Raw genomic sequence first — 13,065 nt, 5'->3', positions numbered from 1 at the left:
TGTGTTTGCCCAACAAAAAGCTGCCAGCGCGGCGCGCGTCGAAAAAACCACATTTGCGGGGCGAGACGCATGGATCAAACGCCCCGAGGCTGAGCGATCCACGTTTTTCAGCGGGCTGCACCGTGTTCTGGCGCGTGTTTTGCCAAAGGTGTTGCGCCCGACCAATGCGGTTGGGGGCATGGCGGCATTGCGGGGCGAAGCGGCGCGGTTGCGCGATTTTCATGCCGCAGGTTTGCCCGTGCCCGAGGTTTTGGACGAAACCGGCGATCACATCGTGTTGGCCGATTGCGGTGTCACCCTGCGCAGCCAGTTGCGGGCCATTACAGACACGGCGGAGCGCGCGCGGCTGATCAAGGCGGCGCAGGATGTTCTGGTGCAGGTGCATCACAGCGGGCGCGCCCACGGGCGACCGTTTGTCAAAGACATGACGATCAGCGCGGATGACGGGCAAATCTATCTTCTGGATCTGGAGGAAGACCCCTGTGGGCACATGGCTGTGGCGGATGCGCAGGCGCGGGATGTCTGGCTGTTTTTGATGTCGTGCGCGGAATTTTACGACAATCCTGGGGCCGGATTGCGCGACCAGTTGGCGGTGTTCATTGCGGACTTACCCGATGTGGTCGGCCCGAGGTTGGTGGCGCTGGGCCGTGGGTTGCGCCCGTTCCGGCGCATCATCGGGGTGACGGGGACTGCATCCCTTAGCCACGATGTGGCGGGGGCCTATTGGTCGGCGCGCGCGCTTGAAGGTCTGGCGCACTCAAACGTGGCCGATTCCGCCTAGAAACCCATGCAACACCGCTGTGACGTCGCGGGGGTGTGTGACGGGCGGGATATGCCCGGCGCCTTTGATCAGGTGGAAGTCCGACCCCGGGATAAGGTCAGCGGTTTCGCGGACCAGATCGGGCGGGGTGGCGCCATCAAGACTGCCCGCGATGGCAAGTGTTGGCAGGCGCAAGCCGGATGTCGGGGTGTAGAAATCTGTGCCTGCGATGGCTTCACAGGTGGCGGCGTAGCCTTCGGGGTTGGCCTGTTTCAGCTGCGCGATTGCACTGTCCGCACTTTCGACCCGCTTGACGTGCCAGCGGTCTGCGGTTGCATCCGCGATACCATCCATGCCGTCGGCGCGCGCGGCTTTGGCGCGGGCGTGCCACGGGCCCGGCTGGCCGAGTTTTGCGGCCGTGTTGGACAGCACCATAGCGCGCACAAGATCAAGGCGTTTCACCGCGAGGCCTTGGGCGATCAACCCGCCGACAGACAGGCCGATGAACACCACATCCTTTAGATCAAGCGCGTCACAGATCGTTTCGGCGTCTGCGACCAGCGTGCCCATGGAATAGGGACCGTCGGGCGCATCGGATGCACCGTGCCCGCGCAAATCGTAGCGGATCACGCGGTGATCTGGCAGCAGATCGGCGACGCCATCCCAGACGGTGTGATCAAGGCCAAGACAATGGGCCATGACGATGGTGGGGCCTGTTCCAACATCGTGTACGAACAGGTCCGCGCCTTTGGATTGGACGTTATGCGTCGTCATCTTGGCCCATCACTATATGCGCGATGATCTGGCCGTGATCGGACGCGAGTTTGTTGTAGGGCGCTTCGGGGTGGGACCCGTCGGTCAGGTGATCGTTGAGCGCGGAGAAATATTCCATCTGGCCGATGCGTTTTTTGTAATCGGGGTGGAAATGGCGCGACATGTAAATCTGGTCGATGGATTCGAACGTGCCGCCAAACGCGGACGTATAGACCATATCGCGAGAGGAGCCGCGCACGAACAGTTTTTCGGCAGAATGCAGGCGGACCTTATTGATGGCGCCGCGAATTTTCTGGTTTTCGCTGTCGGTGTAACGGTCGCGTTTGGTTTTGGCGTCGTGGCGCAGCATCCATGCGTAGTTTTTGAACGGGACCTCGCCCGAGATGATTTCAGAGCTGACGGCATGTTCGCCGTCGTTGAAATCACCCAGCACCATGACTGGATTGCCAGCGTCGAGTTCTTTGACGATTTCAGCGCGCAAAACCCATGCTTCGGCCATGCGGCGCAGGGCGGCACGCAAAGAACCGAGCGCGCGCGCCGTTGGATCATAGTTCGTCAGATCGCGCGGTTCGGGCGAGATGTGTTCGCCGAGCTTGGATTTGAGATGGCAGTTGAAGACGGTGATGGTTTGGGTTTGTCCGTCGTTGGTGGGCACGGGGATTTTGGCCTTGAGGATCGGGCGGGACAGGCGGCGCAGGCGGAAATAGCCGGCGTCGGCGTCGTCCCCCACGGCGTCCCCATCCGCGCGGCGCAACGCCGAGAACGGAATATCAACAGGTTCGGGGAGGTCCTGGATCACCTGCGGCGTGCCGACAAAACCGAAACGCGACACGATGGCGACACCGGGGCGGCGTTCACCCGGGCCGCCGTCAGCGACATTGGGCGCAAAGGCCAGACCATTGGTGCCGTAGGGGGTGTAGGCGAGTTTTCGAAAGATCGCTTTGCGGTGGTAGCGTTTGGATTTGTCGGGGATGGACGCCGCGTTTGAGGCGGCACCCAATGCGTCGGCTTCTGCGATCACGGAGCGCAGGGCGTCTTCTTCGAAGATTTCCTGAAAGCCCACGATGTCGGCGTCCATGGTGAGCAGTTGGTCTGCCATCCAATCCTGTTTCCAGGCGTATTCTTCGGGGGTGTAGGATTGGAATTTGTAGTATTCCTTGTCCGCCCCGATGAGATTTTTGACGTTGAAGCTGGCGATGGTGAAGCGGGTCATGTGCTGGCTTTCTGTTGTGACGCTGGATGCCTCCGGCGGGGATATTTTGGAACCAAAGAAGCGGGGTTTCAGCGCAGAGTGTCGAGGGCTTGGGCGAATTGGGCCGGGTCGACGTTGCCGCCCGAGATGGTGACGATGACGGCGTCGCCTTTGATGTCGTGTTTGCGAAACAGGGCGGCGGCGAGGGCGGCGGCACCGCCCGGTTCGGCCACGAGTTTGAGGCGCAGGAAGGCGTGGGCCATGGCGTGCAGGGCGTCTTGTTCGGAGATGGTGAGGGCGGGGCCGCAGAGGCGTTTCATGATCGGGAAGGTGAGATCGCCGGGTTGGGGCGTGATGATCGCGTCGCAGATGTTGCCGGAGGTGTGTGTGTTGGTTTGAATGGTGCCCGTTTCGAGGGAGCGTTTTACATCGTCAAAGCCTTCGGGTTCGACGGGGCGGACGCGCAGGGTTGGGGCGTCTGCGTCGCACGCGAGCGCAATGCCGGACGTGAGGCCGCCACCGCCGCAACACACCAGAACGTCGGCGTTTTGCAGGCCCAGTTCGTTGGCGTCTTGCGCGATCTCAAGCCCTGTGGTGCCTTGGCCTGCGATGACCTGTTCGTTGTCGAAGGGTTTGATGAGGGTCAGGCCGCGCTGAGCCGATAGGCGTGCGCCGATGTCGTCGCGGTCCTCGTGGTCGCGGTCATACAGGATCACCTCGGCCCCCAAAGCACGCGTGTTATCGATTTTCAGCTGCGGCGCGTCGGCGGGCATGATGATGACCGACGTCGTGTTATGGCGCGCGGCGGCCAGTGCGACGCCTTGGGCGTGGTTGCCGGAGGAAAACGCGATAACGCCGCGGGCGCGCACATCGGGGTCGAGCGCAGAAAGGGCCGACCATGCGCCGCGGAATTTGAAGCTGCCGGTGTGTTGCAGGCATTCGGGTTTGACGTAGACGCGACGCCCCGCGATGTCATCTAGGAACGGGGACGACAGCAGCGGCGTGCGGCGGGCAAAGCCATGCAGGCGCGTGGCGGCGGCGCGGATCATGTCGATGTTCATAAGCTTAGTATCCAGTCGTGAAGGACCCCCAAGGATTCCGGTTCATCCAGGAACGGAACATGGCCGCGCCCCAGAACGGTGGCGGCATGGGCATCGGGGCGCCGATTGCGCATCGTTTCGAAGGTTTGGGCTGAGAGCAGATCAGAGGCATCGCCGCGCAGCATCGCCAGCGGCAGATCTGACAGTGCATCGTAGAGCGGCCACAGATCGGGGGCAGGTCGCGCGCCCGCGTCCAGCACCGCGTCGCGCAGTTTGGGATCGTATTTGATGACCAGCCCGTCGTCGGTTTGTGTGTAGTGGTTCTGGACTTCGGCCAGCCAGCGATCCATGGGCACGCCTTTGAAATGGGACCATGCTTTGGCGCGGAATTTGGCGGCGTCGATGTGGGTGGATTGGGCCGGATTGCGGCCAATGTAATCTTTGATGACGGACAGGCCCGCCGCCTCAATTTCGGGGCCGATGTCGTTGAGGGCGACGCCGAGCAGGCGGTTTTTGGCGGTCGCGGCCAGCACCATCGCGATCAGCCCGCCGCGTGACGTGCCAAGGATTGCGGCCTTTTCGATGTCCAGATGATCGAGGAGGGCCAGCGCATCCATCGCTTCTTGCGGGATTGTGTAGGTCGCGGGATCGGCCCAATCGGACTGGCCGCGCCCGCGATAATCCATGCGGATCAAACGGCAGTTCAGATGTGGGGCCACGTGATCAAAATCGGCCGTGTTGCGGGTCAAGCCCGCCAGCGCGAGGACGGGCAGGCCCTGGCCTTCATCGGTGTAATACAGCTGCGTGCCGTCAGCGGTCGTGAACTGCGGCATCAGACCAGATCGGGGATCGTTTTGAGATCGGGGAGGGTGCGGTGCGGTTCGGCCCATAGGCGGTCTTGGGGGGCGCCGTTGCGGTTGACCCAGACGGTGCCAAAGCCGTATCCGGCAGCGCCTGCGGCGTCCCAGCCGTTTGAGGAGGCGAACAAAACATCGGTTTGGGGCACATCGAAGCGGTCCCAGACCATGTCATAGACGTTGGTGTGGGGTTTGTAGATTTCGACTTCTTCAACCGACAGCACATCGTCAAGATATTCGCCGATGCCCGCAGAGCGCACGGCGCTGACCAGCATATCGGGTGATCCGTTGGACAGGATGGCGATGTTCATGTCCTTTTCTTTCAGCGCCTTGAGCATATCGGCGACTTCGGGGAAGGCGGGGCATTCTTTGTAAACAGATAGCAGTTTGGCGCGCAGGGCGTTGTCGAACAGGCCGTTGTTTTCCATGGCCCAATCCAGCGCGTCTTGTGTGACTTGCCAGAATGGAATGTGGCGGCCGCCGATGGCGCGCAGCCATGAATATTCAAGCTGTTTGGAGCGCCAGTCCTTTGACAATGTCCCCCACACAGCGGCCAGTTGGGATTGCCCCGGTTCTTTGGCGACGTTGCGCGCGGCGGCGTCCACGTCAAACAGGGTTCCGTAGGCGTCGAAGATGCAGGTTGTGATTGTCATGTGTGGCCTTTCATTTGATCACAGCTTTGCATGGGGGGATGCCCTTGGGAAGCCTCATAAACGGTAAGTGAGCGCGGCGCGGATGAGCGGCGTGATGTCATTAAGCGGGATCGTGTCTGTTGGGTCCAGATGCAGCGCGCGATTGCCGTCAAAGCGCATGTCGGGCGGGGCGAGTGCGCGAAAGTCCGACATGACGGTGGATTGGCAATGGGTGAGTATTGCGATGTCGTTTGTTTTGGTCACACCCAGCCGGATCGGGGTGGCGGTGTTTGTGGTGTAGGAGGGCTGGCCCCATTTCAGCGATTCCGTGATTTGGCCGATGGGAAGGGGCGCGGCGGTGTCAAAGATCAGATCGCGCAGGGTCAGAAGGGCCGCGCGGTGGGGCGGGGCGAACGCGGCGAATGCGGCCTTGATGGCGGGGGTCTGGAAAGGATGTTGCATGGGGCAAGACTGCGCCGGATGGCCCCCGTTTGCAAACTGGCGCGTGGATTGTTAGGCACGCGCCAACAAATTTCACAGCTTTAGCTAAAGGACGATTTTCATGGGTCAGGTCAAATCCGGCGATACGGTTTCCATCCACTACACAGGCACATTGGGCGACGGGTCCACGTTTGATTCCAGCGACGGGCGTGATCCGTTGGAATTTGTGGTCGGGTCCGGCCAGATTATTCCCGGCCTTGATAAGGCGATTCCAGGCATGGAAGTGGGCGACAAAAAGGTTGTGGAAATCCCGTGTGCCGAGGCCTACGGAGAGAGCAATCCGGACAACCGCCAATCCATTCCGCGCGAACAGATCCCTGCGGAAATCCCGTTGGAAATGGGGCTGACGTTGCAGATGCAATCGCCTGATGGTGCGCACGTGATGCCGGTGACTGTGGTTGAGCTGAGCGAGACCGAGGTGACGCTGGATGCAAATCACGCGCTGGCGGGCAAGGATTTGACCTTTGCGATTGAACTGATCGAAATCAAAGCAGCGTGAGCCTGAAACCGGCGTTTCGCGCCAAGGCCATCGCGGTTTGTAGCGATAAGATTGCCAAAAAGGGCGATGGCGTGGGGCTGTCGTTCTATGCCTTCTTTGCCAACCGCAACGATGATCCTGAGCAGTTGATGGAGGCTGCGCGGTGGTGGATCGAAACCCACCGGCTGGATCATTTCGAGAAGGCGGTGAAAATACGCGACATGTTAAAGGCGGGCGTTTAGGCGCGCGTTTGTCGGGTTAGACGAACTGCACGATTGTGCTGAAGCCGCCCATGAACAGGGCCGCGGCGGTGAACAGCCATGCACCCAGACACATCCGTGCACGTTTCTTGGTCATGCGGCGGTAGGGCGCGCGGCCATCGCCGCCGCCGTTCTGGATCATGTGTTGCACGGTCATGATCACGAAGATCAGCATGAACAGCGATTGCGCCAGCACGGCGATCAGCCCGATCAGCGCAGACGATACCGCAAAGATGTAAAACGGGGCGCGGTCGTGGAACACGGATGTGATGGCCGCCGTTAGGCGCCCGCCGTCCAGTGGCCAGATCGGCAGCAAGTTAAAGAAATTCAGCGCGCCCGCGATGCCTGCAAACGTATAAAGCGGGCCGATTGCGGCGGGGTAGTATTGCGTGGCGAACGGGACCAGCGCATAGGCCAACAGCATCGGTGCGAGGCAAATGGCGGGGCCCATCAAGGTGATGAACACGTCTTCTTCTTGGGTGTCGACCGCACGGTTTGAAATCGCGTAGCCACCCAAAAGCGGCACCAGCCGAAAGGATGCATCGTGATGTCCTGCCACGCGGAACGCGGCGACATGGCCGAATTCGTGGATCACGATCACCAGAATGATGCATATCCCGAACACCGGCCCGAAAAAGAACATCGCAGCCGCGACGGCCAGTGCCGAAATCCCCAATCCTTGCGGATCAAGCCCGAGGATTGTGGTTTTCAACGGCGACGTCCAACCGCCGCGCAGGGCCAGACCCGTGCCAAAACACGCCGCAAGCGCGCAGAAAAGAAAGATTGTGGGGTTCACCGCGCGATCAACCGAGGTTTTCGAGCGCTGGCATCATCATCGTATGCAAACCGGAATCCACGCGGATGATTTCACCCGTTGTGCAGGCCCCCGCGTCAGAGGCGAGGTAAACGGCTGTGCCGCCCACGGCTTCTAGTGTTGCGTTGTGGCGCAGCGGTGCGTTTTCTTCGGCGTAGCGGAACGTGCGGCGCGCGCCCGCGATGGCCGCCCCCGCAAGGGTTTTCATCGGGCCCGGGCTGATGGCGTTGACGCGGATTTGCTGCGGGCCAAGATCTGCGGCCAAATACATTGTCGCGGATTCAAGAGCGGCCTTGGCCACACCCATGACGTTGTAATTCGGCGTGACGCGGTGGCTGCCCTGATACGTCAACGTCAGCAATGTGCCGCCGTCGGGCATGATTTCAGCGGCGCGGCGGGCCACGTCGATAAAGCTGTAGCAGCTGATGGCCATGGAATTGGTAAAGTTCGCGCGGCTGGTGTCGGACACGCGCCCCGTGAGTTCGTTCTTGTCGGAATAGGCGATGGCGTGGACCACGAAATCGATCTTGCCCCATTTGTCTTTGAGGGTTTTGAAACACTGATCAAGGGAGGCGTCATCCATCACGTCCGCTTCGACCAGCGTATCTGATCCCACGCTTTCGGCCAGCGGTGCGACCCGTTTCAGCAAACCTTCGCCCTGATAGGAGAACGCCAGTTCCGCGCCGGCCTTGTGCATCGCGTCGGCAATGCCCCACGCAATGGACCTGTTGTTGGCCACACCCATGATAAGTCCGCGTTTTCCGTTCATTTGGATTGTCATGGTGTGCTCCCCGATTGCTGACTAACCATTTCCCTTGTTTGGGGGTCGGGGTCAAGGTTGGGGAGGTTGGAGACGTTATGGAGGGTGCGGCGAATGGCTGCTTTGAGCCCGAAGGGATTGATGCCGCAGTACGCATGAATGTCGGCTTAGGCACAAAAACCAATCCATGCGCGTCCGACGACCAAGGTCTATCGTCTCGCTCGATTGTTAGAAAACCTAAAAATTTGTGGATGAAACTACATCTGCGGAATTTTCTCGTCCCGCGCTGTGTTGTCAACAATTTGCGCAATCCGCTTGGCCCGGGTTTGTGGTGTCTTGGCCAGCTTCACCCAACGTAACAAATTACGCCTGTAAGACGGCGCGCATTGATCGAAGTTCTGCGCGGCAATCGGAGTGCCATCAAGTGCCACGCGCAAATCGTCAGGCACGATCAGCGCATCCACATCCGCCCAATAATCCCACAGCCCGTTTTCCTTGGACGCTGCAATTGATTTTAGCCCGGCATCGGTCATTCGCCCATCCGCAATCAGCTGCGCGGCACGATCCTTATAGCTTTTCGCCCAGGCTTGGGTCTGTCGTGGTCCGATGATTTGCATGGTGCGGTCATCATCCAACTTGCGCCGAATTCCGTCGATCCACCCAAATGCAATAACCTCATCCAAAATGTCGTGTGTGGACACATACTTGTCCGGCACGCTTTTCTTGAATGTCACCAGCCAGACGTTTTCCGACTGGGTGTGATGCGCTGTCAGCCAATCGCGCAACTCAGCGGCGGAGCAGACCTGCACCTTCTCAAAGCGATCTGTCGGGATACCGGCCATTACGCCACTGCCAGTGCGCTGGCGGCACGTTTGTCCGCGCGTCGTTCTTTGCGCAGATATGTGTGATACAGCACCGGCACGCCGATCAGCGTCAGGATGGACGCAAAGCCCAAACCACCCATAATTGTCACCGCCATCGCCGCAAAGAACCCGTCAGCCAGAAGCGGTAGCATCCCAAGGATCGTGGTTCCAGCAGCCAGCACGACAGGGCGCAAACGACTGACACTTGCGGTGATGATCGCCTTATCCTGCGGCAACCCGTCGGCCTTTTGCGCGTCGATTTCCTCAACCAGCACAATGGCGTTTTTGATCAGCATGCCAGACAGGGACAACAGCCCCAGCATCGCCGTAAAGCTGAACGCGAGGTTTGCATAAAGCAGGCCAAGCGCCACGCCGTTGATCGCCATTGGCACAATCGTCCAGATCACCGCAGTCTGGCGCAGTTTGCCGAACAACAGGACCGTGATCAGCAACATGGTTCCGAAGGCCAGCGGCATTTGACGGCCCAATGACGCTTGCGCCTCGCCCGCGCTTTCAAACTCGCCGCCCCATTCAAGGCGGTAACCGACGGGCAGATCAATCGCTTCGATCAGGGGGCGGATTTCACCAAAAACAGTTGGTGGTGTCAGCCCGTCGATGACGTTCGCTTGCACGGTGATTGTCGGGACACGGTTGCGCCGTTCGATCACCGGGTTTTCGGCCACCACTGCAAACCCGTCGATGACTTGGCTGAGCGGAAGATAGCCCCCGATGGCGTTAGAATAAACAATCTGGTCCAGAAGTTGCCCGTCGCGGGCCGTTTCACTGCGCGGTGTCCGCACGACGATATCAATCAGGCGGTCCCGTTCGCGAAAGGTGCCCGCGGGTATCCCGTTCGTGGCCAGTGCAATGGCATTTGCCACATCGCTGCGCGCAATCCCGGCGGCTTGTGCGCGGTCTTCGGCATAAATCGGGCGCGTTATGATCTCACGTTCGCGCCAGTCACTATGCTCACTATGCAAAAGCGGCGTGGCCGTGCGCAAAATATCTTCGGCTTGTGTCGCCAGCGCCCGAAGTACGTCGGGGTCCGGACCGGAAAAGCGCGCTTCAATGTCGGAACTGACCGGCGGGCCATAGATAATGCGTTTCGTTTGCAGTTCCGCCCATGGCAGCGTTTCGATCCCGAACTGGTCCAGCTCGGCGCGCAAGGCGGGAATTGCCTCTGGCGATGTGGCACGGATCACCAATTGCCCGTAAGAGCTATCAGCGCGCGCGGGGTTATAGGTGAGGATGAACCGCGTCAGGCCTTGGCCAATGGTTGCCGTTACATCTGCAACATCATCGCGGGCCAAAAGCCAGTCTTCGATGACCTCCAAATCGTTTGAAACTTCGCCAATCGCGGTGCCTTGGGCTGCCTTGTATTCAAGGTAAAACAGCGGCGTTGTCGCGGGTGGAAAGAACTGCTGCTTGACCTGCGCAAAGGCCATGACGCAGGCGACAGTCGTGCCGATCAACCCTGCAATGACCAACCATCGCAGCTTGAGCGCCCAACGAACGACGTCGCCATAGGCGCGAAAAACAGGGCCATCATAGCCGGTATCATCACCGACCAGACCGCCCGTTTTGAACAAGTAATGACCCAGCAGCGGCGTCACCGTCACGGCAACGAACCATGACAGCAACAGCGAGATCGCGATGACTGCAAACAGCGAGAACATGAATTCACCGGTGGCGTCAGGCGAAAGACCAATCCCCGCAAAGGCCATAATGCCAATAATGGTCGCCCCCAGCAGTGGGATCTGGGTCTTCTTTGACGCAGTGTCCGCAGCCTCGCGCGAGGAACGTCCTTTGCGCATTTCCTGCTGCATCCCTTCGGCAATCACGATGCCGTTGTCGACCAACATACCCATCGCGATAATCAACGCGCCAAGGCTGATCCGTTCGACTTTGACGTCAAAGAGATACATGAAAAAGAAGGTGGACGTGACAGTTAGCAACAGCGACACGCCAACCACAATCGCGGCGCGCGGCCCCATAAACAGCGCCAGAACACCAATCACGACCCCCACAGACATCGCCAAGGACAAAAGGAAGCTGTTGTTGGCATCATCAACGACGCGGTGTTGTTCGTAGATGGGCGTGACCGTGACGCCCACCGGCAAAAGGTCTTCTAGAACCTTGAGTTCCGCCTCCACCCTCTGCCCGACAGTGACGATATTCTCAGATAGCAAGCCAGACACGCCAAGGGTAAACACCTCTTGGCCGTTGTGACGCAGAATGTGTTCGGGATCATCAACGCGGCCACGGCTGACTTCGGCGATATCAAGCAGGTTCAGAACCTCACCCTGAAACCCGAACGTCAGGCCGCTGATCTCGCTTACGCTATCCTCGGCGGAGGGGCCTTGAATGCGCAGATTTGCACTACCATTGCTGACAAACCCTGTTGGGTTAATCGCCGTTGACGCGCTAATCGCCCCAATAATCAGCCCCGGATCAATGCCAAGGGACGACACGATCTGCGAGGATGGTTCGACAAAAATTGCTTCTTCGGGGAGGCCTTGAATTTCAACGTTCGCGACGCCTTCGACGGTCAGCAGATCGCGGCGCATGAAGGTCGCGATGTCCCATATTTCGGCGTCCGAAAACCCAGGCGCCGATACGGCGTATAGAATGCCAAAGACGTCTCCGAAATCGTCATTCACGATTGACGGCAAGGCACCATTTGGAAGTGCGGCACTGGCATCTTCCACGCGGTCGCGCAGGTCGTCCCATATTTGCGGCAACTCGTCGCCGCCAAATTGGTCTTTGACCTCAACCTCAATCACGGAACTGCCTTGGGTGTTGCGCGATGTGACTGTCTTGATCTCATCCATCTGCTGGATTTCGGCCTCTAGCACTTCGGAAATTTCTGTCGCGACCTCTGCTGCCGTCGCACCCGGATAGGGGGTAATCACCAATGCAGATTTGAGGGTAAATGTGGGGTCTTCAAGCTTGCCCACCGACAAGTACCCTACCGCGCCACCAATCAGGGCGAACAGCATGAAAAGCCACGTGTAGATCGGATATTCAATTGAGAAACGCGCGATTTTCATCAACCTACTCCACACTCATGCCAGTGAAGGGGCGCACGGTTTCGCCGTCGCGCAGCATTTGAATGCCCGCACCAACAATCCACTGGTCTGATCCAACGCCCGTAACAGTGATCTGCGCACCATTGGCCGAGGCCACATTGACGAGCACCAAGCCAACTGTCCCGTTTTCACCGTCTGCATTGGGGCTGTAGACCATGACCTGCGCACCATCGTTGGTCATCGTAACGGCTGATGGCGGCAGCGTGATCGCCGTTGCATCGCTGCCCCGCAAGCGCGCCGTCACGGTCATTGACGCGCCCGGAATAATCGCTGTGGGCACTTGTGTGGGTGGCAAGGCAAGTGTGACCCGATAACTTTGGCCGATATTTTGCGTCTCAGCGTTGAATTCGCGCAAGGTCAGCGGCACTTCGCCCTCAAACAGGGGCGATGTGCCGACAAAACTGATACCTTCAACATCAGATAGGCTTTGGAAAAGCCGCTCTGGTACGTCGATTTCAACGCGAACTTCGGACATGTCATGCAAACGCACGATGGGTTGGCCAGGCGATACATTGGCAAAATTGGGCGTCAGACGCGATGCGACCAGCGCACGGAACGGGGCGTGGAGCGTCGCGTCCTCAAGCGCATCTGTCGCCTCGCGCAGGGCCACTGCGGCCAGATCACGCGCCGTTTCTGCATTCTCGGCCTGCGTTGCCGAGGCCGCGTTGGATTGAACAAGCGTTTGCGCACGCGTCAGATCACGATTGGCTTGGGCGAGCTGTAGGGTCGCACGCTCGACTGCACGTTCAAACGGGGCCAAATCCATTGCGGCAATTTGGATGCCATCGTCCAGAAACTGGCCTTCTTGGGCATCAAACATGATCAACCGCCCACCAACCTCAAACGACAAATCAACCGTTTCGCGCGCCGCCACTTGACCGAAAAAAACGCGCTCAAGCGGTACAGCGCCGCCCCCCGCCTGAATGAGCTTAACCGCCCTTATGGGCGCGGGATCGCCCGACGGGGTCAAATTTTCGGTGTCTTGGGCGTGCACTGGAACTGCAAGGGCAAGAGTGACTAAGAACAAGATGGTCGTTTTCATCAG

General features: G+C 59.4%; 14 protein-coding genes. 3 read left to right on the top strand and 11 right to left on the bottom strand.

The annotated features are described in order from the left end of the window. The first annotated feature begins 1 nt into the window (after position 1). On the top strand, positions 2-781 hold the full coding sequence (locus L0664_RS07260) for a BUD32 family EKC/KEOPS complex subunit (RefSeq protein ID WP_235224988.1): 780 nt from the start codon (positions 2-4) through the stop codon (positions 779-781). On the opposite strand, the gene L0664_RS07255 is transcribed toward L0664_RS07260, so the two are convergent. The 6 genes from L0664_RS07255 to L0664_RS07230 form a co-directional block, all read right to left on the bottom strand. After that, complete coding sequence (locus L0664_RS07255; RefSeq protein ID WP_235224987.1) at positions 758-1,534, bottom strand: alpha/beta fold hydrolase; 777 nt, start codon at positions 1,532-1,534, stop codon at positions 758-760. The two genes, L0664_RS07260 and L0664_RS07255, sit on opposite strands and share 24 nt — an antisense overlap. Continuing rightward, complete coding sequence (locus tag L0664_RS07250) at positions 1,521-2,747, bottom strand: endonuclease/exonuclease/phosphatase family protein (protein ID WP_235224986.1); 1,227 nt, start codon at positions 2,745-2,747, stop codon at positions 1,521-1,523. Before L0664_RS07250 ends, L0664_RS07255 begins: the two co-directional genes overlap by 14 nt. A gap of 68 nt (positions 2,748-2,815) precedes the next feature. Next, a complete protein-coding gene (locus tag L0664_RS07245; RefSeq protein WP_235224985.1) occupies positions 2,816-3,787 on the bottom strand; it encodes a threonine ammonia-lyase in 972 nt (323 codons plus the stop codon). Then, on the bottom strand, positions 3,784-4,599 hold the full coding sequence (locus L0664_RS07240; RefSeq protein ID WP_235224984.1) for an alpha/beta fold hydrolase: 816 nt from the start codon (positions 4,597-4,599) through the stop codon (positions 3,784-3,786). The genes L0664_RS07245 and L0664_RS07240 overlap by 4 nt, the downstream gene beginning before the upstream one ends. Continuing rightward, a complete protein-coding gene (locus tag L0664_RS07235) occupies positions 4,599-5,276 on the bottom strand; it encodes a haloacid dehalogenase type II (protein WP_235224983.1) in 678 nt (225 codons plus the stop codon). Before L0664_RS07235 ends, L0664_RS07240 begins: the two co-directional genes overlap by 1 nt. 54 nt (positions 5,277-5,330) lie before the next feature. After that, positions 5,331-5,717: a DUF1801 domain-containing protein gene (locus L0664_RS07230; protein WP_235224982.1), complete on the bottom strand. Its 387-nt coding sequence runs from the start codon at positions 5,715-5,717 to the stop codon at positions 5,331-5,333. Between the two features lie 100 nt (positions 5,718-5,817). Between L0664_RS07230 and L0664_RS07225 the strand changes: the two genes are divergently transcribed. Both L0664_RS07225 and L0664_RS07220 read left to right on the top strand, forming a co-directional pair. Then, positions 5,818-6,255, top strand: coding sequence for an FKBP-type peptidyl-prolyl cis-trans isomerase (locus tag L0664_RS07225; RefSeq protein ID WP_235224981.1), 438 nt, complete (start codon positions 5,818-5,820; stop codon positions 6,253-6,255). After that, positions 6,252-6,476 carry a DUF6500 family protein gene (locus tag L0664_RS07220; protein ID WP_235224980.1) on the top strand — a complete coding sequence of 75 codons (225 nt, stop codon included), beginning with the start codon at positions 6,252-6,254 and terminating at the stop codon, positions 6,474-6,476. The genes L0664_RS07225 and L0664_RS07220 overlap by 4 nt, the downstream gene beginning before the upstream one ends. Before the next feature lie 16 nt (positions 6,477-6,492). Here the strand turns inward: L0664_RS07220 and L0664_RS07215 are convergent, their stop codons facing one another. The 5 genes from L0664_RS07215 to L0664_RS07195 form a co-directional block, all read right to left on the bottom strand. Next, positions 6,493-7,290 carry a metalloprotease gene (locus tag L0664_RS07215; protein ID WP_235224979.1) on the bottom strand — a complete coding sequence of 266 codons (798 nt, stop codon included), beginning with the start codon at positions 7,288-7,290 and terminating at the stop codon, positions 6,493-6,495. A 7-nt stretch (positions 7,291-7,297) separates the two neighbouring features. Further along, positions 7,298-8,089: an enoyl-ACP reductase FabI gene (locus L0664_RS07210; RefSeq protein ID WP_235224978.1), complete on the bottom strand. Its 792-nt coding sequence runs from the start codon at positions 8,087-8,089 to the stop codon at positions 7,298-7,300. 236 nt (positions 8,090-8,325) lie between these two features. Next, complete coding sequence (locus tag L0664_RS07205; protein WP_235224977.1) at positions 8,326-8,910, bottom strand: YdeI/OmpD-associated family protein; 585 nt, start codon at positions 8,908-8,910, stop codon at positions 8,326-8,328. Next, on the bottom strand, positions 8,910-11,981 hold the full coding sequence (locus tag L0664_RS07200) for an efflux RND transporter permease subunit (protein WP_235224976.1): 3,072 nt from the start codon (positions 11,979-11,981) through the stop codon (positions 8,910-8,912). Before L0664_RS07200 ends, L0664_RS07205 begins: the two co-directional genes overlap by 1 nt. 4 nt (positions 11,982-11,985) lie before the next feature. Next, a complete protein-coding gene (locus tag L0664_RS07195) occupies positions 11,986-13,062 on the bottom strand; it encodes an efflux RND transporter periplasmic adaptor subunit (RefSeq protein ID WP_235224975.1) in 1,077 nt (358 codons plus the stop codon). Between the last annotated feature and the right edge of the window lie 3 nt (positions 13,063-13,065).

This window comes from Octadecabacter dasysiphoniae (genome assembly GCF_021532615.1).
GTDB classification, from domain to species: domain Bacteria; phylum Pseudomonadota; class Alphaproteobacteria; order Rhodobacterales; family Rhodobacteraceae; genus Octadecabacter; species Octadecabacter dasysiphoniae.
Note: the sequence above shows the minus strand (reverse complement) of the source record. Positions and strands in the feature narration are given on the sequence as shown.

Bases quoted from the DNA above. Each gene is read 5' to 3' on its own strand.
- L0664_RS07245 (WP_235224985.1), bottom strand. From the start codon at position 3,787: ATGAACATCGACATGATCCGCGCCGCCGCCACGCGCCTGCATGGCTTT.
- L0664_RS07210 (WP_235224978.1), bottom strand. From the start codon at position 8,089: ATGACAATCCAAATGAACGGAAAACGCGGACTTATCATGGGTGTGGCC.
- L0664_RS07230 (WP_235224982.1), bottom strand. From the start codon at position 5,717: ATGCAACATCCTTTCCAGACCCCCGCCATCAAGGCCGCATTCGCCGCG.
- L0664_RS07250 (WP_235224986.1), bottom strand. From the start codon at position 2,747: ATGACCCGCTTCACCATCGCCAGCTTCAACGTCAAAAATCTCATCGGG.
- L0664_RS07225 (WP_235224981.1), top strand. From the start codon at position 5,818: ATGGGTCAGGTCAAATCCGGCGATACGGTTTCCATCCACTACACAGGC.
- L0664_RS07240 (WP_235224984.1), bottom strand. From the start codon at position 4,599: ATGCCGCAGTTCACGACCGCTGACGGCACGCAGCTGTATTACACCGAT.
- L0664_RS07200 (WP_235224976.1), bottom strand. From the start codon at position 11,981: ATGAAAATCGCGCGTTTCTCAATTGAATATCCGATCTACACGTGGCTT.
- L0664_RS07205 (WP_235224977.1), bottom strand. From the start codon at position 8,910: ATGGCCGGTATCCCGACAGATCGCTTTGAGAAGGTGCAGGTCTGCTCC.
- L0664_RS07195 (WP_235224975.1), bottom strand. From the start codon at position 13,062: ATGAAAACGACCATCTTGTTCTTAGTCACTCTTGCCCTTGCAGTTCCA.
- L0664_RS07255 (WP_235224987.1), bottom strand. From the start codon at position 1,534: ATGACGACGCATAACGTCCAATCCAAAGGCGCGGACCTGTTCGTACAC.
- L0664_RS07235 (WP_235224983.1), bottom strand. From the start codon at position 5,276: ATGACAATCACAACCTGCATCTTCGACGCCTACGGAACCCTGTTTGAC.